Consider the following 24265-nt stretch of genomic DNA (forward strand, 5'->3'; position numbering starts at 1 on the left):
GGGTTATTCTCCTTTTCTTATATACATAATGATTTAAATATGTCGAAGTAACGTGTGAACGAATAGCTCTAAACCTTTTTGATCTTCAGCAGTAAAGCGACTTACAATTGGACTATCGATATCTAATACACCAATTACTGCGTTATTTTTAATTAAAGGAATGACAATTTCAGACTTCGAAGCTGCATCACAGGCAATGTGTCCAGGGAACGCATGAACATCGTCAACAACAAGAGTATGTTGCTGTTCTACAGCTGATCCACATACACCACGACCAACAGGGATTCGAACACAGGCAGGTAGTCCTTGGAAAGGCCCTAGAACAAGCTCGCCGTCCTTCATTAAATAAAATCCAACCCAGTTAATTTGATCTAAAAACTGATTTAATAGGGCCGATGCATTGCTCAAGTTAGCAATCATATCTTTTTCACCATCAAGCAGCGCATCAAGTTGTTTTGAGACTAATTGATATTGTTCTGTTATGGTACCAGTGTAATTTAATTTTGAAAACATAAGAATCCTCCACTTATAAATGATATTTTTCAGAAATAGTATTGTAATACTGATGTAAATCCTTAGCAGTATGGGCATCTGATCCAAATACGATCGGCAACTGAATAGATTGAGCGTACTTAATTGATCCATCTGGTGGATATGTTTCTTTACAGAAAGGCTTGCTTAAACCTGCACTATTTAAATCTAATGCATAATTGTTCTCTTTCATATGCTTGAGAACCGCTTCGATTTGTTGTTGGTCATCAATATATTCACCGTGAGCTAGCTGAAATTTATGAATCAACGTTGGATGGCCGATTCGCTTTGGCTTAAAAGGACCTAAATCGGCATCAATGGATTGAATGACTGTATCATAGTACTGCTTGTACATCGCTTGGATACCACCAACTTGGTTAGCGAAATTTAAATAAACCTCTTTAGAGAAATCGATGCAGTAATATGTATTATCGTGTTGTAAAAAGTGTACAGATAGTATAGCATCATCTAAATATTTTCCAAATTTATTCAAAAAACTACATGTTTCTTCTTCATATCCTGTAATATAGTCAACTTCTAAACCAATTTTAATTTTTATTTCTGATTTGTATTTTTCTTTCAATTGTTGAAGCTGCTGAAAATAGTTTAGTAAATATTTCATATCCATGCCACTATCTTGATCAGGTGTTGGATCATTAAAACCTTTAGGCAATGGTGCGTGTTCTGTAAAGGTGATTTCATCGAATCCACTAACTATTGCCTTTTCAATGTATAGTTCAAAAGAATCAGGGCTTCCGTGTGGGCAAAAAGGTGTATGTATATGACCGTCTCTTTTCATTTCGCGAATCTCCTTTTTTTATATGATGCTAGAAGTGAAAAAAACCATGAAATAATTAAACAAATTAATAAAAACGTGGTATTATTAGTAATACATATATAGCCAGTTTATTGATTTTATTTGGGATTAGGGGGCTTACAATGATAAATTATATCATCATTGTTGTCGTCATACTATTAGCATTATTGATTGCTGGATTAGTAGTAAGACGCAAGCATAATGCAGAGATAAGACGATTAGAAAAAGAAAAGATGCAAATCCAGCATTATCCGATTTTTGAAGAGTTAGCAAAAGTGAAGGCATTAAATATGAACGGACAAACTGAAGAACTATTCGAAAACTGGCGTAATCGTTGGTTGGACATAGTGGATATTCAAGTTCCAAAGCTAGATGAAATGTTATTTGATGCGGAAGAATATATTGACCGCTTTAAATTTAAAAAAGCAACATTAACTGAACGGGAAATTGAACAGGAAATTGCAAAATGTGAGCAAGTTCGAGTAGAGATTATTGCTGAATTGGACGAATTAATAGGGAGTGAAGAAAAAAATCGTATAGAGATGGAGCAATTAAAAGAATATTACCGCTCAGCTCGAAAAACGATTTTAGCTCACCAACATTCATTTGGTCCTGCGTTAGGACAGCTTGAAAAGAGATTAGAGCAGTTTACACCTAAATTTGAAGAATTTGACGAATTGACGAAAGACGGGAATTATTTACAAGCCCGTGAAATTGTCCTGCAACTCAATAGTGAAGCACAAACGATTTTTAAATATTTAAGTGAAGTACCAACGTTATTAACTGATATTCAAGCAAAAATACCTACAGCGATTCATGAACTTAGAAATGGGCAGCGTGAAATGGAAGAGCAAAAATACTATTTACGTCATTTAGAGCTGACAGAGTATTTAGATGGTCTTGAAAAAGAATTAGAGACATTAAAAACAGCAATTGCGGAATTAAATTTACAAACGGTAGCGCCACGTATTCAAGAAATTAATGATGAAATTGATAATTACTATGATTTACTTGAAAAAGAGGTAGTAGCGCGTAATTATGTAGAAAGAAATTGCTCAGCAATGTTTAGTACAATCAATGAAGTGATACGTTCGACAAAAGATATAAGTGATGAAGTAGCATATGTACAGCATAGCTATCGCTTGCAAGATAAGGAAGCTGAAATTCCGAAAGTTGGTCTAAAGCATTTGGAAGTATTGCAAAAGCGTTATGAATTATTATCAACTCGTGTTCAGGAAGAAAAGTCAGCGTATTCAAGCTTACAAGAAGAGCTTCTAAACATTACAGAGGAAATCGAGCGTATTGCTGAAGAACAGGAAAGCTTTTCAAACAAGCTAAAAAATTTACGTATTGATGAAAATCAGGCGCGAGCAGATTTAGAAAATTTAAAACGTTTATTACAAAATACGGAGCGATTACTTAGTCGTGCCAACATCCCTGGTATACCTGAAGAGATGGATGCACGTTTAGAGGAATCAGCAGAGAAAATTTATGTCGTTGTACAAAGTTTACAGGAAGTACCGTTAAATATTGTACAAGTAAATCAAAATTTATTAAATGCGAAACAATGTATTGAAGAAACGCATGATCGTGCACAAGAAATGATTGAGAATGTATTAATTATTGAGCGCTTGATCCAATTTGGAAATCGCTACCGTGCAACAAATCGTCAAGTACACGAAAGTTTACTCGAAGCGGAAGATGCATTTAAAAAATTCCGTTACGTAAAAGCACTTGAAGATGCGGCAAAAGCGGTTGAAACGGTTGATCCTAATGCGATTAAACGAATTGAAGATTTAGTACAGGAGCAGTTGCTTATAAAATCATAAGCATAACGGTTACATGTTAAGCTGTTTCGCGTTATAATAGGGTGAAACTTTAATCAGTATGGTCATATGCCAGCGAATGTTTAGTCTTCACTATTAGGTCATATAAATTACTGACCGTTAATACGGGATAAAATAGCAAAATGGGAGGGCTGTAGAAAAAGTTCAATAACTTTTCCTACAGCCCTATAGTATGTAGTAAATTTTTAATTAATATTTATTTCTATAGTGAAAAGAAATGTTTTGAAATAATTTTGTATTAATTTCTACATCATTCCATTTTGAATCGATAAAAAAGAAGGTAGAGCGTAAATGATTTACTTAGATAACAGTGCTACAACAAAACCACATAAAGAAGTACTTGCAACTTTTATGCAAGTAAATGATTTGTACTATGCAAATCCATCTTCTATTCACCGAGCAGGTGTCGAATCGAACGCATTATTAACGAAAGCACGCGAGCAAATGGCACAGTTATTATATACAGAACCGAACAATGTATTGTTTACAGGTGGTGGCACAGAATCAAATAACTTTGCTCTGTATGGCATTGCAAAAGCAACAGGTTTTAGAGGGAAACATATTATAACAACGGAAATTGAACATCCTTCAATCTTAGAAGCCGTAAAGCGTCTTCAAGACGAAGGATATGAAATTGACTATTTAAAAGTAAATAGAGAAGGCGTTATTTCGATTGAAGAGTTGAAGCAACTTGTTCGTAAAGATACTGTTATTGTAAGTATTATGCACGTCAATAACGAAATGGGCGCTATTCAGCCAATAGAACAGGCAGCGAAAGTGATTCATGAAAATAGTCAAGCCATTTTCCATGTGGACGCTATTCAAAGCTTTGGAAAATTACCTGTAAAATTTAATGGAGAACAGGGACCAGATGTTATTTCGATTTCAGGTCACAAAATTCACTCATTAAAAGGAACTGGCGTTTTAGCATTTCGTAAAAAGCCAATGCTCAAACCATTCATCGTCGGTGGTGGACAAGAATTTGGTTTGCGAAGTGGTACTGTGGCAGTTCCTCAAGCAGTAGCAATGGCCAAAGCAGCCCGATTAGCTGTTGAAGCGATGCCAGAACAGCTAACTAAGTTTAAAAAATGGTTTACACAGCTACATGATTTTTTTGCGCAATTTGGCTCTGAAGTTTATGTACTTTCCTCGCGAAATGGAGCACCACACATCCTGTCTTTTAGTGTACGTGGGTTAAAAGGTGAAATTTTAATTAATGCCCTGCAAAAAAGGAACATTATTGTATCTACATCAAGTGCTTGTTCTTCAAAGCAGACAAAAACAAGTCATGTTGTAGAAGCGCTTAATATAGACAGTCGATATAAAAATGGTGTACTTCGTATTAGCTTTGGTGCTAATACTACAGATGAAGAAATCTCAGCATTTGAAAAAGAATTTACAGCTGTTATGAAAGAGTTAAAAGGAGAAAAATAACTAATGATTTTTAAAGAAATTTTAGTTCGCTACGGTGAATTATCAACAAAAGGTCGTAACAAAAAGGATTTTATTAACCGTTTACGAGATAATGTACGTTATTCATTCAATGATATTATGCCATTAAAGATTCGTGCTGAACGTGATCGTATGTTTATAGAAATAGAAAATGATGAAAAATTTAGTGTGTTAATGGATCGACTTCCACATGTATTTGGCATACAATCGTTTAGTCCAGTTGCATCTTGTGGTAAAGATTTAGACGAAATGAAAGCTCTAGCCTTCGAAATTTTAGAAGAATACCGTGATAAAGGTGATTTAACTTTTAAAGTAGAAGTACATCGAACAGATAAAACATTCCCATTAGATACGCATGAATTACAACGTGAAATGGGTGCAACGATTTTACCGAAGTTCTCGAATTTTAAAGTTCAAGTTAAAAAACCAGATGTTGCATTACGAATTGAAGTGCGTGAAGATGCGATTTACATGATGGCTCAAGTTATTCCAGGAGCTGGTGGGATGCCAATTGGCTCAAACGGTAAATCGTTACTCATGCTTTCAGGTGGTATTGATAGCCCAGTTGCTGGTTATTTAATGATGAAGCGCGGTGTACGTATCGATGCGATTCACTTCTTTAGTCCGCCTTATACAAGTGATAATGCATTACAAAAAGTAAAAGAGCTAGCCAATGAATTAACAAAATTCGGCGCTAATATTCGTTTGCATGTAATTCCATTTACAGAATTGCAAGTTGCAGTAAAAGACAATGTACCTGATAACATGTCTATGACATCTACTCGTCGCATGATGATGAAAGTTGCTGATAAAGTACGTGAAGAAGTAGGTGCATTAGGTATTGTTACTGGTGAAAGTTTAGGACAAGTTGCATCACAAACATTAGAAAGCTTAACGGCAATTAATGATGTAACAAGTACACCAATTTTACGTCCATTAATTGCAGCAGACAAGCTTGATATCATTAAAATTGCAAAAGACATCGGTACGTATGAAACATCTATTCAACCATTTGAAGACTGTTGTACCGTTTTTACGCCAGCAAGTCCAAAAACAAAGCCAAAGCTTGAAAAAGTTCAACACTTTGAAAGCTTTACTGAATTCGATGAATTAATCGAACGTGCCGTAAAAAACCGTGAAGTTCATATTTTCCCGCAAAAAGAAGTGAAAGCAGATAAATTTGCGGATTTACTATAAACTTTTACGAAAATGAAAATGACTTCCTAATGTAAGAAACATTTACCTATAAAATCGCATGTATGATATTCCTCTGACGGCACATTCTAATTGCACAAGGAGGTGAGAGATACATGGCATCAAACAACAATGGTAGCTCAAACAAATTAAGCGTACCTGGTGCACAACAAGCACTTGATCAAATGAAATACGAAATTGCTCAAGAGTTTGGCGTACAACTAGGACCAGAAGCTTCATCTCGTGCAAACGGTTCAGTAGGTGGAGAAATTACTAAACGCCTTGTTCAAATGGCGGAACAACAACTTCGAGGTTCAAAATAACAACAAAAAACCCCGAAAGAGGAATTGTGACTTTAACCGGTTGCAGTTCCTTTTTTAATTTGGCAATATCAATTAGGGAACATACATATAAAAATAAAACGACTGTTCTTTTGAAATTATTGGGTGGAATTATTATACTAAAGTGGTAAGTATCATTTTTTATCAAAGGGGAGAGTAAGAAATGAACGACAAACTACTAGTGGCACCTGAAAGTTATAACATAGTGCATGAGTTTGAAAAGCATGTGAACAAGGGGATTAAAACAGCACTAATTATTCAAGAAGAAAATGGTGAGCAATCGACATATACATATGAAGAATTGCTCTTAAAAGCAAATCAAGTTGCCAATGTATTTCATGCACAAGGTCTTCAAAAAGGGGATGTCATTTTAATTATGCTTCCACGATGTGTAGAAGCATATGTTGCGTATATTGCCGCATTAAAAGCAGGTCTTGTCATTATTCCTAGCTCGGAGTTACTGCGTGCAAAAGATATTGATTATCGACTAATTCATTCAAATGCAAAAGCAATTATTGTAATGGAGGATTTAGTTGAAGAATTTGAACATGTAAAAAGCATAACAAATGTAATATCTTTTATTATAGGAAGAAAAATAGGGAATTGGCTTCCGATTATGGAGCTAGCAGAAGAATATTCGACAGAATTTCCTAATACCAATACAAAAGCTTCAGACTTGGCATTTTTAGCTTACACATCTGGTACTACCGGTAATCCAAAAGGTGTTATGCATACACATGGTTGGGGATATGCGCATTTACGTACTACCGCATCAGAGTGGCTAGGTGTTAAGGATGGGGATATCGTATGGGCGACAGCAGCTCCAGGTTGGCAAAAGTGGATTTGGAGTCCGTTTTTAGCCGTATTAGGTAGTGGCGCGACAGCCTTCGTATATAAAGGGAAATTTGAAGCAACGAAGTATTTGCAATTAATTGAACAGCAGCAAATTAATGTACTATGTTGCACACCAACTGAATATCGTATGATGGCCAAGTTAGATCAATTAGGGGATTATAATTTAGGCTCATTACGTAGTGCCGTTTCTGCAGGGGAACCGTTAAATCGAGAAGTGATTGAAACATTTGAAAGGGAGCATCGTATTGTTGTGCGTGATGGCTACGGTCAAACGGAAAATACATTGCTTATTGGTACAATGTTAAACACTGATTTACGCCCAGGCTCGATGGGGAAACCAACACCTGGGAATAAAATCGAATTAATAGACGAAAACGGTGAAATTGTGGCAGATGGCGAAGTAGGTGATATAGCTGTTCATCGATCGACACCGGCGCTATTTAAAGGCTATTATAAAGATCCGGAAAGAACTGCTATTCAATTTCGTGGTGAGTGGTATGTAACAGGAGATCGTGCAAAGAAGGATAAAGACGGTTATTTCTGGTTTGAAGGCAGAAATGACGATATTATTATTTCTTCAGGGTATACAATTGGTCCATTCGAAGTGGAAGATGCATTAACAAAACATCCTGAAGTTCAAGAATGTGCGGTTGTTGCAAGTCCGGATGAAATTCGCGGAAATGTAGTTAAGGCATTTGTCGTATTAAAAGACAAGTCATTAAAAGAAAAACCGACAATAATCGAAGAGTTACAAAATCATGTGAAAGAACTGACAGCACCTTATAAGTATCCACGTATTATTGAATTTTTAGATGAACTCCCAAAAACTATTTCTGGCAAAATACGTCGAGTAGAGTTGCGTTTAAAAGAAGGAAAATAATTATTTGTCGATATTTCCCGGGAAAGGCAAGCCCTCGAGGAATGAAAAATATTAGGTGGTCCATAAGATTAAACTTATTGGCCACCTTTTCAAATGTAGAAAAATGTAAATTTGAAAATTAACTACATAACGTACTATGTATAGGTAGCTAGAGCATATTTTAAGTATTAATTTGTACCAACATGAAACTTTTTGTAGAATAATATCGTACAGAAAGAAAAGGAGGAATAAGGATGAATACAAAAAGAATGGTAGCACTAATTATTGCTGCTGTGTTATTGTTTTTCTCAATTGGGATTAACACAATTATTACTATATTTAAAACAGATTTCTTTAGTAGCTTCGATAGTATGTTGGAATCAGAAAACTTAACCTATGAAAATGTAGTAGAAAATGGCGATTTCACTAGTCGTATTGCTCATTTAGAAGTAAATGGTGTAATTCAAGATGTTGGAGAACCGAGCATATGGGAAACGGTAGATTATAATCACCGCCTATTTATGAATCAATTAGAGTCGGTGCTACAAGATGATACGATTAAAGGGATAGTGCTATCGGTAAACTCTCCTGGCGGTGGTGTGATCGAATCTGCAGAAATTCATGAGAAGCTACTTGAAATAAAAGAAAAGAAAAATATTCCAATTTATGTAGCGATGGGATCGTTAGCAGCTTCGGGAGGCTATTATATTTCTGCTCCTGCTGACAAAATATTTGCTCAGCGAGAAACACTTACAGGTTCGATTGGTGTAATTATGCAATCAATTAACTATGGAAAGCTAGCAGAAAAAATTGGTATTGAGTTTGAGACAATTAAATCAGGCGAGCATAAGGATATGTTTGGTGGAGTCCGTCCTTCAACACCTGAGGAAATCGCGATGCTACAAGAAATGATTGATGAATCGTATGAACAATTCGTTGATATAATCGAACAAGGTCGAGGTATGTCAGAGGCTGAAGTGAAAAAAGTGGCGGATGGACGAATTTTAGGTGGAACTCAAGCATTAAAAGCGGGATTAGTAGATGAAATAGGTAATGAAAATGATGTAATTAATGCTATGCGATCAGACTTTAGTCTTGAAGATGCACAACTATTTGAATATACGATGGAATCATCTAGCTGGGCTTCATTATTGGGTGTAAAAATAGGTTCAATGTTTACGCCTTCAGCGGAGTCACAATATTTATCGAAAATTATTTCATCAACTAATTCACCACGCATGATGTATTTATACGGTGAATACTAAGGGGAGGGATTACGATGACTGAGATAATCGAAACAATAGATACAAAACCAAGTATTGTAGCCCCCTCTGTACAATTAAAAACTGCAGGCTTTTGGATGCGCTTTTGGGCATTTATTCTGGATTCCCTTGTAATTAGTGCGATTGTCGGAATTACAATTCGTCCTCTCTTTTCAGTGATGGACTGGGATATAGTAGGGTCAAACTGGTATGCACCGATTACGATTTTATCAGGTCTCATTTTTTATGGCTATTTTGTATTAATGACGAAATTTTTAAAACAAACGATCGGAAAAATGGTGTTTGGATTAAAAGTTGAAAAGGATAATGGAGAGCCATTAGATTGGATGACGGTGTTATTCCGGGAAGGTGTTGGGCGATTTATTAATGGTACACTATTGCATTTACCATATATTATCGTTGCATTTACACCACAAAACAAAAGTTTAGCTGATTATTTTGCGGATACCGTAGTAGTACATGAAAATATCTATGTAGAGAATGTTTAATGTATGTTTGAAGGGGTATGTGTAATTATCGACACCTTCATAGTGAAGTAAGAGCTGACTTGTAAGGAATACTTACAGGTCAGCTCTTTTCTTTCAATAGATATGAGATTTTCAAGTTCACTTAGTTGCAATTATTATTTTGTTTTTAGTAATATAAGGGAATAACAAGGAGGCGTTCATATGGCACAAGTAACATTTAAAAATGGTCCAGTAACATTAATTGGTAATGAAGTAAAAGTAGGAGATACAGCACCTGACTTTAAAGTGTTAGCAACAGATTTATCAGAAGTAACATTAAAAGATTCAGAAGGTAAAATTCGTTTATTTTCTGTAGTTCCGTCTTTAGATACAGGTGTATGCGATCAGCAAACACGTAAATTCAATGAGGCTGCGGCTGAGCTTGGAGATAACGTTATTATTTATACTGTATCAATGGATTTACCATTCGCTCAAAAGCGTTGGTGCGGAGCAGCAGGAATCGACAATGTGGTGACTGTATCTGATCACCGTGATGCATCGTTTGGTGAAGCATATGGCGTACATATTAAAGAATTACGCCTATTAACGCGCTCAATTTTCGTAGTAGATGCAGATGGGAAAGTAACATACGTTGAGTATGTTCCAGAGGCGACAAATCATCCGAACTACGAAGCTGCAATTGAAGCAGTAAAGGCTCTTTCTAAATAATTTCGTTTTTATTGATTTTGTTGTAAAGTGAATAAGAAGTAATGTAGACCCACTCAATACATTTTGAGTGGGTTATTCATTTCATAAAAAAACAGGTATACTGTTGTAGACGAATATAGGGAATATTGAAGGAGTTTTCGTAATGGAAAAGTTTGAACAAATTTTTAGTTATTTAAATGGTCGTGCGGAGGAGCTATCAAATGCACAAGAGATAGACTACTTAGAATCACTCCTGCAAACATTAGAAGATACACTTGATGGGAAATATGACTGGCATGTAGATGGTGCAACAAAAGAAGATATGCGAAAGGCAATCCAAATTGCTATTTTAAAAGGAATGCGTAAAAGCTCTCAACCAAATCATCAAATGACACCAGATACACTTGGCTTACTAGTTAGTCATTTTGTTGAGCAATGCTTTGAAAAAGAACTAGCGGCAGGTACAATTAATGTAGTAGACCCTGCACTAGGTACTGGTAATTTACTGTACACATTAATGAATGCTCTCAATGGAAAAATTCAAGCAACAGGAGTAGAGGTTGATGAATTATTAATTCGTTTAGCTGCCGCAACAGGAGATTTAATTGAACAACCTGTGACATTGTTCCGTCAAGATGCATTAGAAAAACTATTAGTAGATCCTGTCGATGCAGTTATTTGTGATTTACCAGTAGGTTACTATCCAAACGAAGATGTAGCGGTAGATTATGAGCTATGTGCGACAGAAGGAATGAGTTATGCCCACCATTTATTTATCGAACAAGCATTAAATTATACTAAAGAAGGTGGCTTTGCATTTTTCTTAATCCCAGTTAATCTATTCGAGTCGGAGCAAGCAAAACAATTGCATAAATTTATTAAAGATCATGCTTGGATTCAAGCTGTGATTCAGCTACCAGAAAATCTATTTTCTTCACGCGCTCATGAGAAGAGCATTTTAATTCTTCAAAAGCAAAGTCCAGCATTAAAAGCGCCACGTGAAGTGCTGCTTGCCAAGGTACCAAATATGTCAAATCGACAAGCACTTGCAATGTTCTTTGAGAAAGTCAGCATGTGGAAAGAAGGAAAATAATACAATAAAAAACGGCTAGCTTCCAAACGAAAATTGGAAGCTAGCCGTTTTTAAATAGTAAACGTTTACATAAACAGTGACATTAAAATCACTCTGGCGTACGGATAACTAATACGTCACATTTTGCTGAACGTACAATTGCTTCTGATACAGACCCAATTAAGAAACGTTCTACCGCGTTTAATCCAGTTGCTCCACAAATAATTAAGTCAGCTTCTACAACTTTTGAAAGTTCTTTTGTAATGATGTTCTTTGGTGAACCATATTCGATAACTAAGTTTACATTCGTAATACCAGCTTCTTCAGCTTGCTTTTTGTAGCCATTTAATAATTCTTCAGAATGCTGTTGAGCACGCTCTGCGATTGAACGATCATACGCTTCAATTGCAGCAAATGAACGTGTATCAATAACATTTACTAGATTGATTGTTGCACCTTCATTACGTTTTGCAACATCGATTGATTTACGGAATGCGTATTCTGCTTCTTTTGAACCATCAACTGCTACTACAATGCTTTTATAATGATTTGCCATTTTCATTACCTCCTAATTGTCTATACTGTTATTATAGCAAATGTTTTTTGATTGGAAATAGCTAACAACGAAAAATGTATTTAATTACTAAATAATTCATTATTTCTACCAATTATTTTTGTAGACATACAATTTTTTTGTAAGAATGCTATACTAAAATACAAAAAATCAGTTGAAATAAATTAATGTTCGGGTTGTAGTTTATTTGTAGTTTAGATTGACAATTCTGAAAATATTATATATTAAAAATATAGCTACTATTTTTTGAATAAAGTTGGTAGAATGGATTTGATTTAACATATGTTTAATGACAGGGAGGAATTTACGTTGAAAATTGGGGTACCAAAGGAAATTAAAAATAATGAGAATCGTGTAGCGATGACACCAGCAGGAGTATTATCGTTAATCGCGAATGGACATGAAGTGTATATTGAAACAGGTGCTGGGTTAGGATCTGCTTTTACAGATGAGGATTATTTATTAGCAGGTGCACAGATTGTCAACACTGCAGCTGAGGCATGGAATGCTGAGATGGTTATGAAAGTAAAAGAACCAATTTCAAGTGAATATGGATACTTCCGTGAAGGATTAATTCTATTTACATATTTACACTTAGCACCAGAGCCAGAGTTAACAAAAGCATTACTTGAAAATCGTGTAGTAGGTATTGCATATGAGACAGTGCAATTACCAAATCGTTCTTTACCATTATTAACACCGATGAGCGAAGTGGCAGGAAAAATGGCCACTCAAATTGGCGCTCATTATTTAGAAAAAGTACCAGGTGGGAAAGGGATTTTACTTGGTGGGGTTTCAGGTGTTCCGCGCGGGAAGGTGACAGTAATCGGGGGCGGTATAGCAGGAACAAATGCCGCAAAAGTAGCAGTAGGAATGGGGGCAGATGTGACGATTATTGATTTAAGTCCAGAGCGACTTCGTCAATTAGAGGACATTTTCGGTCGTGATGTTCAAACGTTAATTTCGAATCCATACAATATTGCAGATGCTGTACGTTCCGCAGACTTAGTAATAGGTTCTGTATTAATTCCTGGGGCGAAGGCACCGAAGCTTGTAACTGAAGAAATGATACGTTCGATGTCACCAGGTTCAGTAGTTGTTGATATTGCAATTGATCAAGGTGGATGCTTCGAAACATCAGAAAAGGTAACGACACATGACAATCCAACATTTACGAAACATGGTGTAGTTCACTATACGGTGGCTAATATGCCAGGAGCGGTGCCACGTACTTCAACAATGGCATTAACGAACAATACAGTACCTTATGCCTTACAAATTGCAAATAAGGGCTTTCTAAAAGCTTGTTTAGATAACCATGCGTTAAAATTAGGTGTAAACACATTAAATGGTCACGTTGTTTATGAAGCGGTTGCTGATGCACAAGGTTTACCATATGTGGCAGTGGATGATATTTTAGAATCATTAGCAGGTTTACACGAATAAAATTGATAATAAAAAATACTGCATCATTTTGTAAATTCAAAATGATGCAGTATTTTGTTTAATAAATTCATACAGACAACTAATTATTTTACAGAGGTTAACTCTGTAGTAATATTTTCATTAATATCTGTTATACGGATAATTCCGTAATCTTTAGCTAAGTAAAGCTTTGATCCATTTGGATATTTTAAGACGACGACATTATTAAACGTACCTGCTTTCGTTGTGATTGTTGAGGAAGTACTTTCAACATCTACCTTTGTGTTATGAACTGTGCTAGAACTTTCATCTACATCATAAATTGTTGTATTTTTTTTTATTGGATAAGTAAGGGAGAAGAAAAAGACATCAGAATAGGCAACACCAAATTGAAAGCTTTCATTTGTTTCCATATATGTGTAGCCAATATAATCACTTTCTAATAATTCCACTGAATTTTTAACATACGGATTAATAGAAGCAGTATAGGTTTTTTTCTTTTGTCCTTCAAATGAAGGCTCGTACGTATACTGGCGTCCTACCTTTGGCATTAATCCATTAGTTACAACAGGAGAGACAGTCTTTTTTACTTTCAGCTTTTCATTCTTGAATGAAGAAGATTTTATATATCCTTTTTTGCCACTATATTCTACGTAAGACCAGTCCCTTTTTTGACTATGAACAATTATTTTTGATTGGTTATTGATCACGAGAATCTTTTTCGCATTTTCTTTAGGCGCATCACGCATAATAAGATCATTTTTTAACTGAATTGTTTTTGTTGAGGCGGCATGGGTCAATTGTTCATTAGAAAAGCTCATTGTAAACAAGGAGAGTAATACTATAAACGGTAGTAATATTCTTTTTTTCATAATGCACGTCCTTCCGCGTGTTAATAATTATCTATTCCTCTTTATAGGTAATAAAAAACGAGTAAAATAATGTCATTTTTATATACAAAATAAAAAAGTCGTCATTTTAGAACAGGACGACTTTTCATTGCATTTTATGCTGTTAATTTAGAAATGATTCCTCTATATATTTTTTGTACCAGTTGTGCTAAAGCGTAAACTGTTTCGAAGCTATCGTCAGGAAATTCGGCAATACTAAATAAATACACAACCTTGATTTTATAGGTTTACAATATATAAAAATGGGGTGAGGCTGGGACAAAACAAAAATACAATTTTTCTCTTCCGGAGAAAAATTGTATTTTTTAATGCGCGTAAAATTGGTTTCCGTTCCAGGTACGGCCTGAGCCTGTAGTCTCAGGCGTCGTGCTGCCCGCCGGAGTCGGTTTTTATTATTCAAATTTTGCAAAATACAAAAGCTTTCTACTTATGTCCCAGTCTCACCCAAAAATTAAATTATAGAATTACAAGCTCTTTAGTGAATTTCGTTAATACTTCAACACCATCATTTGTTACAACTACATCATCCTCGATACGTACACCAGCGATATTTGTTTTATAAATGCCTGGCTCAATTGTGAAAACAGTACCTTCATTTAATACCATTTCGTTTGCTCCTGTAATCGAAGGGAATTCATGCACTGAAATACCAAGGCCATGACCTAGTCGGTGGGTAAAGTATTCACCAAAACCAGCATCTGTGATTACATCTCGTGCAATTTTGTCTAAGTCCATAGCGCGAACGCCCGGTTTTACTGCAGCGATGGCATCTTCATTCGCTTTTCGCACTGTGTTGTAAATATTCTTTTGTTCTTCAGATGGTTCGCCAAATGCAACTGTTCGTGTAATATCTGAGCAATAACCTTCGTAAATAACACCTAAATCAAATAAAATAAGGTCACCCTTTTTAATTTTACGGTCCCCAGGTGTGCCATGTGGAGAAGCAGCCTTTTCCCCTGCTAGTACCATCGTTTCAAAGCTCATTGCATAACCTTTTGCTTTAATTGCAGATTCAATTGTATTTAGAATTTCCATTTCTGTTATGCCTTCAGCAATTGTGTCGCAACCAACTTGTATTGCGAAGTCTGCTAATTCAGCTGCCTTTCGCATTTTTTCAAGCTCTTTCTCATCTTTACGGATGCGAAGTGCATTCACTTTTTCATCAATATTTGCGAATTTAATAGTAGGATATTGTTGTTGGATGGCTTCATAGCGCTCAACTGTTAAATGTGATTTTTCAATCGCTAAAGTAGCAAAGTCTCCATTACGAGTTGCTACTGTTTTTGCGACAACATCCCAAGCATTTTCCGTATCTTCATGACCGACAACTTCAAATGTCCAACCTGCTGCAACTACATCTGGCATCTCCATTTTCGGGCAAATTAAAAATGGCTCGGTATCCTTGAATACCATTACACCTAAAAGACGCTCATGAGGATCGCTTTTGAAGCCAGAAAAATAAAAAACATTGTCTGGTGTAGTAATGAATGCAGCGTCAATTGCATTTTCTTTTAGAAAGCTTTGTAATTCGTTTAGTTTTGACATAATGAAAAACTCCTTTGATTTATAGATTATAAATCGATTTTATAATATTCCCTTTAAGCATATCAAAAAAAGGAGATTTCTGCAGAGTTATCGAAATGAAGTAACAATGCAATTTTTTTGGAGGTATAAATTATGCAAATTTCATTTCATGGGCATTCAGTTGTAAAAATCATCACGAATGGGACGACAATTTTAATAGATCCTTTTATTAGTGGAAATGGCCAAACAGATTTAGTAGTAGAAAATGAAAAGCCAGATGTCATTTTATTAACTCATGGTCATAACGATCACGTTGGAGATACAGTAGCGTTGGCAAAAGCACACGATGCACTTGTTATCGCACCGAATGAACTGGCAGATTATTTAGGCTGGCAAGGATGTAAAGTGCACAATATGCATATCGGTGGTGCGAAACAATTTGAGTTTGGAAAAGTGAAATTTACACAAGCATTCCATGGCTCCTCCTATGTAACCAAAAATAATGATATTATTTATACAGGTATGCCAGCTGGGATTTTATTTACAGCAGAAGGAAAGACAATTTATCATGCAGGAGATACAGCATTGTTTGGTGATATGGAGTTAATTGGGAAACGTCATCCAATTGATATTGCCTTTTTACCAATCGGTGATAATTTTACAATGGGTCCTGAGGATGCAGCTTACGCGGTATCCTTATTAAAGCCGAAAATTGTAGTCCCAATTCATTACAATACATTCCCACCAATCGAGCAAGATCCACAACAATTTGCAGACTTAGTACAGGAAGCAGAAGTACAAATAGTAAGTCCAGGAGAAACAGTGAAGTTTTAATACGAAATGATGTGGTCCAATAAGATTTTTCTTATTGGACCGTTTTATGTTAAATTTCGTACAGTGAATGGAGTAAAGCAAGCAATACATAGTTAAAATTGTATAATTTAGGGGCTTAAATGTGTTACACTAAATACAGAAATGAAAGATGGGAAATAGGTGATAAAGTTGTCAACAAAACATGAAAAAATATTACAATACATCGAATCCCTACCAGTAGGCGATAAAATATCTGTCCGTCAAATTGCTAAAGAAATGCAAGTAAGTGAAGGGACAGCCTATCGTGCAATTAAAGAAGCGGAAAATCGCCGACTAGTTAGCTCAATCGAACGTGTAGGTACAATTCGTATAGAAAAGAAAAAGAAAGAGAATATCGAACGTCTTACATTTGCAGAAATTGTAAATATTATCGATGGTCAAGTTTTAGGTGGGAAATCGGGCTTACATAAAACTTTAACAAAATTCGTAATAGGCGCAATGAAGCTAGACGATATGATGCGTTATACGGACGCGGGAAGTTTATTAATTGTCGGGAACCGTACACAAGCTCATGAATACGCTTTAAAAACAGGGGCTGCTGTATTAATTACTGGTGGGTTCGATACGACAGATGACAATAAAAATTTAGCAGATGAATTAGATTTACCTATTATTTCAACAAGCTATGATACATTTACTGTAGCGACAATGATTAACCGTGCAATATATGACCAATTAATTAAGAAGGATATTTTGTTAATTGAAGATATTTATGTGCCAATGGAAGATACGGCTGTGTTGAAAAATACGCATACTTTAGCAGATTTCCATAAAGAAAATCAACGTACAACGCACGGAGCATTTCCAGTTGTTACAGCTCAAAATAAGCTTGTCGGAATGATTACAAGTAAAGATGTTATTGGTAAAGATGAATTGGAGCCGATCGATAAAGTAATGACGAAAAATCCAATTGCTGCATCAATGAAAACAAGTGTTGCATCAGCGGGACATCGTATGATTTGGGAAGGAATCGATTTACTCCCTGTTATCGATGAGGATGGGATTTTAAAAGGTGTTATTAGTCGTCAAGATGTATTAAAAGCGTTACAACTAGCACAACGTCAGCCACAGCATGGTGAAACAATTGATGATTTAGTCAAAAATGAAATGCGTGTGCTTGGTGATGAGGAAATTGTCGTAGAATTTACGGTAACGCCACAAATGACAAACCATTTTGGGGCTATATCTTATGGGGCTTTTACGACTTTACTTTCGGAAGTTGGCTCATTTGCTTTAAAGCGTCATAAACGTGGAGAGGCTGTTGCTGAAAATATGACGATTTACTTCATTAAGCCTGTACAAATGGAAAGTGTTCTTACAGTTAAGCCGCGAATTTTAGATATGTCACGTAAGTTTGTAAAAATGGATTTTGAAGTATTTAACGGTTCGTTATTAGTTGGAAAAGCGATGATGATGTTCCAACTGCTAGAAAGATAAGTTACTGCATAAAAAAGGGGCATTCCACATATAGTATGGCGCCCCTTTTCTTCATGGATAAGTGTCTTGAATAAATTTCTTATTTGTTTAATTCGTATTCTTCTATCACGTATTTACCTTCGTGACGCATACGCTTGAAATTATTCGAGCTAAGCCCTGCACCAATCAATACAAATAGAACAGCTACAATGTAGCCAATCCAATCAGGATATAAAATTGTAGCATTTAAACCGAAGAACACAAGGAATAATCCTAATGCGATACCAGCTTTTGCTGTATACCATTTTTTACGAATTGGTAAAGTTGAACGGAATTGCTTTGTTTTGAAGTAAAAATAAAACACGATGGAAATAATGATAAAAGCTACTAACAAAAAATTTAAAAAAACCATAGTGAACCTCCCAATTGCATAGCTACTAAATATTGTAACTACTTTTATTGGAAAATGCGACTGGAATTCACTAGCTTTTAGGGGGAATCAGAATGAAACGTCAAATCATTGACACAATTAAACAATATGAAACGATCATTTTACATCGTCATGTGCGCCCAGATCCAGATGCTTATGGTTCTCAAATTGGACTAGCAGAATTAATTCGTACAAACTATCCAGAAAAAAGTGTTTATGTAGTAGGGGAGCATGAAGATTCGTTATCATTTTTAGCAACGCCACAACTAATTGAAGACGACAAGTTCGACGGAGCGTTAATAATCGTTACAGATACGGCAAATACAGAGCGTATTGACGACCAACGATATAAAAGAGGCGCCTTCATTATTAAAATTGATCATCACCCTAATGATGACGTTTATGGCGACTTATTATGGGTAGATACGAGTGCAAGCTCTTGTAGCGAAATGGTTTATGATTTATTTGAAGAGGCGCAAGGTTATGCGAATTGGACAATGTCGGACAATGCGGCTCGTTTATTATTTGCAGGAATTGTGGGCGATACAGGTCGCTTTATCTTCCCGAGTGCAAGTGAAAAAACATTTGAAACAGCGGGTCATTTAATTAAATATAATTTCAACCGTACAGCTTTATTTGATGGCATGTACGAAATGGACCGTAAGCTACTTCATTTACAAGGTTATATTTATCAAAACTTTACGATTGATGAATATGGCACAGCGTATATTAAAATTACACAGGAAATTTTAAAAGAATTCGATGTAACACCATCCGAAACATCTTTATTAGTTGGTTCACTTGGTAATGTGAAAGGAATATGTGCTTGGGTCATGTTCATAGAAGAAAATGATTCTATTCGTGTACGTCTCCGTTCAAAAGGACCAGTAATAAATGGATTGGCAAAAAAGTACAATGGTGGTGGGCATCCATTAGCATCCGGTGCTACAGCTTATTCCTGGGAAGAAACAGATCAAGTAATCGAAGAATTAACAGAAATTTGTCGCAGCTTTAAATAATAGAGAGGGGGGTATCGATCATGTCTGTTTATCCACAAATACGGACAAGTGCCGACTTATTAAAAAGTACGATTCGTATCGAAGAACTCATCCCTTTTTTAAAACAACAAGAGGCAGAAGCATGTGCAATCGTGAATACGAAACTGTACGGGCTTTTGCCTTTTTATCATCAGATGAAAAAGGCTGGCATTCATCCAGTAATCGGTTTGACGATACAGCTAGAAGTAACCGAAGAAGTGTCATTACCACTGGTTCTCTATGCACAAGAGACAACTGGCTACAAAAATTTATTGAAAATTTCAAGCAGTATTGCGATTCGCCCACAACAAACAATTCCACTCCGTTGGTTACTTGCTTACGGGAAAGGCATTGCGTTTGTAATTCCAGCACTCGAACAACAACAAATTTGGCTCCAACAGCAATATGCGCCAGTACTAGAAAAGTTTCGAGAAAGCTTCGGGGCGTATTTATACGTAGGTATTACGCGCTTAAATGGCGTGTCAGAATATGAACAAACAGTTGTACAATGGGCAACGACGAATTCCTTGCCAATTATTGCGACCCATGAAAGCTTTTTTTTAAAAGAAGAAGACTTCTTTTCCTATGAAGTTGCACAAGCAATTGAAAATGGTGTAAAGCTCAGTGATTCAGTAGAAAATATGACTTTAAGAGGGAGTTATGTTTTGTCAAAAGAAGAGTGGATTACACGCTTCGCTGATCAAAAGCAATGGCTTGAACAAACGAGGGCGCTACTATTAAGCTGCCAAGTAACGATAGCGAATAATGAAGTGTATATGCCAAAATTCCCTCTTGCCCCAGGTCAAACGGCAGAGGCCATTCTACAAGAGCAAGTGATAGTAGGTTTAAAATGGCGGTTACAAGTACAGGCGTTGCCGAAAGAATATGAAGAGCGCATGCTATATGAGCTACATATTATTCAATCGATGGGCTACTCGGATTATTTTTTAATCGTTGCAGATTTTATGCGCTTTGCCCGCGATGAAAATATTTTAACTGGTCCAGGGCGTGGTTCTTCAGCCTCGTCACTTGTTGCCTATGCATTGCAAATTACGCAGGTGGACCCACTTCAATTTGATTTATTATTTGAACGTTTTTTAAATCCAGAACGTGTGTCATTACCGGATATCGATATTGACTTTATTGATACAAGACGTCATGAGGTCATTCAATATGTAGCACGAAAATATGGAAAGCAACATGTCGCGCAAATTATTACATTTGGAACATTATCGGCAAAGGCGGTTGCAAGAGATGTAGCAAGGATGTTCAATTTTGAAAATGAAACATTAGAAATGATTTCGAAGCTGATTCCGAATAAGTTGGGTATCACTTTGAAGGAAGCCTATGCTATGTCGGAACGATTACGTGATTGGATACAAGCAGAACCAATTCATCAAAAATGGTTCGCCGCTGCACTGCGATTAGAGGGATTACCAAGAAATGCATCGACACATGCTGCAGGGGTTGTTTTAAGTCCTGTACCACTTGTTGAAGTTGTGCCAATTGAAGAAGGGCATGATGATATTTTTTTAACACAATGGCCTATGTTAGAAGTAGAACAAACAGGACTACTTAAAATTGATTTTTTAGGCTTACGTAATTTAACTATTATTGAACAAATACGTCGTTCTATTCAATACAGTCATCAGCTCCAGCTCGATATTAATCAAATTCCATTAGATGATGAAGCGACGTTCCAACTTCTTCAGCAAGGCGATACTTCGGGAATTTTTCAGCTTGAATCCGACGGCATGAAAAATGCTTTACGGGAAATAAAACCTACCGATTTTTTAGATATTGTGGCGGTAAATGCCCTCTACCGACCAGGTCCTATGGATTTTATTCCAGTGTATGCAAGAAGAAAACATCAGCAAGAGCCTGTTAACATGCCGCATCCAGCACTCGCTCCAATATTACAAGAAACATATGGTGTCATTATCTATCAAGAGCAAATTATGAGGATAGCGAATAGAATGGCAGGTTTTACAATTGGACAGGCGGATTTGCTACGCCGTGCAGTAAGTAAAAAAAAGCGTGAAGTTTTAGAAGCACAACGTGAGGCATTCGTTCTAGGTGCATGTAATCAAGGGTACTCAGAACAAGTTGCAGATGAAGTTTATGCATTAATTGTGCGATTTGCTGATTACGGATTCGCCAAAAGTCACGCAGTTGCCTATAGTATGATTTCTTATCAAATGGCTTATTTAAAAGCAAATTTCCCAGTTGATTTTTATGCAGCTTTGTTAACAAACGCTACAGGTAATTCAGAAAAGCTTGCACAAATTATTGCAGAAGTTAAAATGCGTGGAATTGACATTTTACCACCATCGATTAATCGGAGTATGCGTCTTTTTAACGTTGAAAATGGAAAAATTCGCTTTAGCTTATCTGCTATAAAAGGTGTTCCACAGCCGTTTTTACAAAAATTATTAACAGCACGTAAAGAAAAGCATAAGGGATTTGAATCAATATTTGACTTAGCGGTCTCTATGACTACCGCTAATTTTACACGAAAAATAATTGAGCCATTAATTAAAGCTGGCGCACTTGACGATTTTGGAAAGGATAGGGCAACACTTCTTGCGACAATTGAAGGTGCTCAAAAACAAGCCGATTTCATACGACCAACCACGGGTGAAGATTTATTTAGTGGAGATTTTTTTGCATTTGGTAAACCAAAATATAATGAAGTTACACCAATGCCAGAAAAAATAAAGCTACAATTTGAAAAAGAAGTACTTGGTTTTTATTTATCCGATCATCCGATTGTTAAAGTACGTGCACAATTTCCTGAAGTGACCACTACCGTTCAATCCATGACAAAGCTTAAAGAAAATACTTACGTAAAACTTATTGGCTTCGTTAGTGAAATACGACAATTACGAACAAAACGAGGGGAACTAATGGCGTTTGTTCAATTAGAAGATGAATTTGGCATTGTTTCACTAACGATATTTCCGAAAGAATATGAAGGGATTTATGGGAAATTACAGGAAGATACATTACTATATGTAGAAGGGTCATTTGAGTATCGTTTTAATAAACCACAAGTGAAAGTGAAACAAATTATTATAAAATAAATAATAAAAGAGCGTTATTCTAATGGGTGAACTGAACCCTATTTTGTAGACAGTTTAATAAAAAACAAGATAGCCATTTAATTAGGCTGCGATTAGATGACTTCGGTAACTCGCCGGAGTCATCTTTTTTAATGTCCATTGCTTTCTTGTGTGGTTGTAATGCGTGATATAGTCAATGACTTGTGTATGTAGCTCCGTGAAACTTTCAGCTTCATGATAATCGACTTCATCTTTAAAATGACCAAAGAACGATTCCATTGGCGCATTATCTAGACAGTTTCCTCGACGTGACATAGATTGTTTTAACCCCATGTCTTTCACAAGCTTCTGAAATCCTGGATGCGTATAATGAAACCCCTGATCCGAATGAATCATTGCTTCCGGATGAAGATTCCCATCCAAATGATGTTTTAATTGTTCAAGTGTTTCATAAACAATCGACAATTTAAGAGTAGTAGCTAGTTTATACGCAACGATTTCTCTTGTTGCGACATCTTTTACACATGATAAATAAGCCGTACGGCCACCCTTATATTGGAGATAGGTAATGTCTGTTAAGAAGACTTTTCCTGGCTCGTCTTGTTTGAATGCCCGATTTAAGTAATTTGGAATTTGACGATGTGCTTCATTCGCTTTTTCTATAAGTCGATAAGGATTGGCACGACGAACCTTCGCATACAAATTAAATTTACGCATCAATCGAAGAATTTTTTTATGGTTCATCGGTTTCCCTAATTGGTCCACCAGTTCCATATAAAACCCTCGATAACCAATTTTGCCTTTTGCTTCATCATAGATTACTTTTAGTAAAAGATAATCTTGATAATCAGCTTCTTCACGTAATGAATGTTTCTCCATATTTTGTCGCCATTTATAGTAACCACTCGAGCTGACATTTGCTACTTCACAAAGATACCGTGTCATATTTTTGAGTTGAAATAATCGAATCGTTTCACTGATTGCTTGATATTTTTCTTTGGGTGTTAAAAACGATTCTTCTTCGCCTGCCTTTCCATTTCGTCGAGCTTTTTTAAGAGCGCTAGCTCTGCTTCCAATAGATGAATACGAGCTTCTGCTTTCTCTAACTTTTTATCAGCTGATAATTTTTCGGCACGTGGGCGACCTGTACTGCCTTTTCCACGACGCTCTTGTGTAAAACCATCCTCACCGTATGTTTGATAAATTTTCTTCCACCTATGAACAGCACTTTGAACTTTTTTAATCCCGATGATTTCTAAATCAAAGCCTGCAGCTTTGAAGATTTCGGTAGGCCCTTTGCCTTTTAGATTTTCTTGAACAGCTTTTAATTTGAAAGCTACTGTATATTGAATAGATCGATCGGTTATCAAAACGACATTTGGATTCTGTTCAATTTGTCGACGTTGATGTTCGTTAAAAATTATTTTACTCATGATGTTCTCCCGTTCTTAAATCGTATGGTCAGTATAACGGGGATTTCTAGGAATGAAAATAGAAAAAACCCCGAATAGGTCACTTTTTTCTAAAGTGTCTACTATTCGGGGTTCAGTTCAGGGAATTAGGAACGCTCTTTTTTATATTGTTTTCTATTTATGCTCGAAAAGGTTT

At 36.0% G+C, this 24265-nt stretch carries 21 protein-coding genes; 14 read left to right on the plus strand and 7 right to left on the minus strand.

What is annotated here, in order from left to right:
• Nucleotides 1–33: 33 nt before the first annotated feature.
• Both MKZ17_RS05395 and hisJ read right to left on the minus strand, forming a co-directional pair.
• Nucleotides 34–513 carry a GAF domain-containing protein gene (locus tag MKZ17_RS05395; RefSeq protein WP_340722737.1) on the minus strand — a complete coding sequence of 160 codons (480 nt, stop codon included), beginning with the start codon at nt 511–513 and terminating at the stop codon, nt 34–36.
• 13 nt (nt 514–526) lie between these two features.
• Nucleotides 527–1330 (minus strand): histidinol-phosphatase HisJ, encoded by an 804-nt coding sequence (gene hisJ / locus MKZ17_RS05400; protein ID WP_340722738.1) that lies wholly within the window; start codon nt 1328–1330, stop codon nt 527–529.
• Nucleotides 1331–1470: 140 nt separating this feature from the next.
• On the opposite strand from hisJ, the gene ezrA reads away from it, so the two are divergent.
• The 9 genes from ezrA to MKZ17_RS05445 all read left to right on the plus strand — a co-directional run bounded on the left by ezrA (nt 1471) and on the right by MKZ17_RS05445 (nt 11426).
• Nucleotides 1471–3177 carry a septation ring formation regulator EzrA gene (gene ezrA, locus MKZ17_RS05405; protein ID WP_340722739.1) on the plus strand — a complete coding sequence of 569 codons (1707 nt, stop codon included), beginning with the start codon at nt 1471–1473 and terminating at the stop codon, nt 3175–3177.
• Between the two features lie 309 nt (nt 3178–3486).
• Complete coding sequence (locus MKZ17_RS05410) at nt 3487–4629, plus strand: cysteine desulfurase family protein (RefSeq protein ID WP_340722740.1); 1143 nt, start codon at nt 3487–3489, stop codon at nt 4627–4629.
• A 3-nt stretch (nt 4630–4632) separates the two neighbouring features.
• Nucleotides 4633–5844, plus strand: coding sequence for a tRNA uracil 4-sulfurtransferase ThiI (gene thiI / locus MKZ17_RS05415; protein WP_340722741.1), 1212 nt, complete (start codon nt 4633–4635; stop codon nt 5842–5844).
• 113 nt (nt 5845–5957) lie between these two features.
• Nucleotides 5958–6164: an alpha/beta-type small acid-soluble spore protein gene (locus MKZ17_RS05420; RefSeq protein ID WP_340722742.1), complete on the plus strand. Its 207-nt coding sequence runs from the start codon at nt 5958–5960 to the stop codon at nt 6162–6164.
• A 181-nt stretch (nt 6165–6345) separates the two neighbouring features.
• Nucleotides 6346–7917, plus strand: coding sequence for an acyl-CoA synthetase MbcS (mbcS, locus tag MKZ17_RS05425; protein WP_340722743.1), 1572 nt, complete (start codon nt 6346–6348; stop codon nt 7915–7917).
• 233 nt (nt 7918–8150) lie between these two features.
• Nucleotides 8151–9161 (plus strand): signal peptide peptidase SppA, encoded by a 1011-nt coding sequence (sppA, locus tag MKZ17_RS05430; protein ID WP_340722744.1) that lies wholly within the window; start codon nt 8151–8153, stop codon nt 9159–9161.
• Between the two features lie 14 nt (nt 9162–9175).
• Entirely contained in the window at nt 9176–9667 is a 492-nt protein-coding gene (locus MKZ17_RS05435) for an RDD family protein (RefSeq protein WP_340722745.1), read from the plus strand.
• A gap of 180 nt (nt 9668–9847) precedes the next feature.
• Nucleotides 9848–10354 (plus strand): thiol peroxidase, encoded by a 507-nt coding sequence (gene tpx / locus MKZ17_RS05440; protein ID WP_340722746.1) that lies wholly within the window; start codon nt 9848–9850, stop codon nt 10352–10354.
• 142 nt (nt 10355–10496) lie between these two features.
• Nucleotides 10497–11426, plus strand: a complete 930-nt coding sequence (locus MKZ17_RS05445) for a class I SAM-dependent methyltransferase (protein WP_340722747.1) — start codon at nt 10497–10499, stop codon at nt 11424–11426.
• Nucleotides 11427–11514: 88 nt separating this feature from the next.
• Here the strand turns inward: MKZ17_RS05445 and MKZ17_RS05450 are convergent, their stop codons facing one another.
• Nucleotides 11515–11961 carry a universal stress protein gene (locus MKZ17_RS05450; RefSeq protein ID WP_340722748.1) on the minus strand — a complete coding sequence of 149 codons (447 nt, stop codon included), beginning with the start codon at nt 11959–11961 and terminating at the stop codon, nt 11515–11517.
• 327 nt (nt 11962–12288) lie between these two features.
• Between MKZ17_RS05450 and ald the strand changes: the two genes are divergently transcribed.
• Nucleotides 12289–13425: an alanine dehydrogenase gene (gene ald, locus MKZ17_RS05455; RefSeq protein ID WP_340722749.1), complete on the plus strand. Its 1137-nt coding sequence runs from the start codon at nt 12289–12291 to the stop codon at nt 13423–13425.
• Between the two features lie 83 nt (nt 13426–13508).
• On the opposite strand, the gene MKZ17_RS05460 is transcribed toward ald, so the two are convergent.
• Both MKZ17_RS05460 and MKZ17_RS05465 read right to left on the minus strand, forming a co-directional pair.
• The gene (locus MKZ17_RS05460) at nt 13509–14276 is read right to left on the minus strand and encodes an SH3 domain-containing protein (protein WP_340722750.1); all 768 of its coding nucleotides are present in this window, start codon (nt 14274–14276) and stop codon (nt 13509–13511) included.
• Nucleotides 14277–14771: 495 nt separating this feature from the next.
• Complete coding sequence (locus tag MKZ17_RS05465) at nt 14772–15860, minus strand: M24 family metallopeptidase (protein WP_340722751.1); 1089 nt, start codon at nt 15858–15860, stop codon at nt 14772–14774.
• A 132-nt stretch (nt 15861–15992) separates the two neighbouring features.
• Between MKZ17_RS05465 and MKZ17_RS05470 the strand changes: the two genes are divergently transcribed.
• Together MKZ17_RS05470 and MKZ17_RS05475 are read left to right on the plus strand one after the other, a co-directional pair.
• A complete protein-coding gene (locus MKZ17_RS05470) occupies nt 15993–16673 on the plus strand; it encodes a metal-dependent hydrolase (RefSeq protein WP_340722752.1) in 681 nt (226 codons plus the stop codon).
• A gap of 168 nt (nt 16674–16841) precedes the next feature.
• The gene (locus tag MKZ17_RS05475) at nt 16842–18149 is read left to right on the plus strand and encodes a DRTGG domain-containing protein (protein WP_340725499.1); all 1308 of its coding nucleotides are present in this window, start codon (nt 16842–16844) and stop codon (nt 18147–18149) included.
• Between the two features lie 79 nt (nt 18150–18228).
• Here MKZ17_RS05475 and MKZ17_RS05480 read toward each other — a convergent pair whose 3' ends face one another.
• A complete protein-coding gene (locus MKZ17_RS05480; protein ID WP_340722753.1) occupies nt 18229–18540 on the minus strand; it encodes a YtpI family protein in 312 nt (103 codons plus the stop codon).
• Between the two features lie 92 nt (nt 18541–18632).
• Between MKZ17_RS05480 and MKZ17_RS05485 the strand changes: the two genes are divergently transcribed.
• Nucleotides 18633–19577: a DHH family phosphoesterase gene (locus MKZ17_RS05485; protein ID WP_340722754.1), complete on the plus strand. Its 945-nt coding sequence runs from the start codon at nt 18633–18635 to the stop codon at nt 19575–19577.
• Nucleotides 19578–19597: 20 nt separating this feature from the next.
• The gene (gene dnaE, locus MKZ17_RS05490; protein WP_340722755.1) at nt 19598–22678 is read left to right on the plus strand and encodes a DNA polymerase III subunit alpha; all 3081 of its coding nucleotides are present in this window, start codon (nt 19598–19600) and stop codon (nt 22676–22678) included.
• Nucleotides 22679–22759: 81 nt separating this feature from the next.
• On the opposite strand, the gene MKZ17_RS05495 is transcribed toward dnaE, so the two are convergent.
• Nucleotides 22760–24090 (minus strand): IS3 family transposase gene (locus tag MKZ17_RS05495; RefSeq protein ID WP_340722512.1). Its coding sequence is split into 2 segments (ribosomal slippage): nt 22760–23715 and nt 23715–24090, totalling 1332 coding nucleotides; the frame shifts between segments, so codons are not numbered across the junction.
• Between the last annotated feature and the right edge of the window lie 175 nt (nt 24091–24265).

Source organism: Solibacillus sp. FSL R7-0682 (assembly GCF_038005985.1).
Classification (GTDB): Bacteria; Bacillota; Bacilli; order Bacillales_A; family Planococcaceae; genus Solibacillus.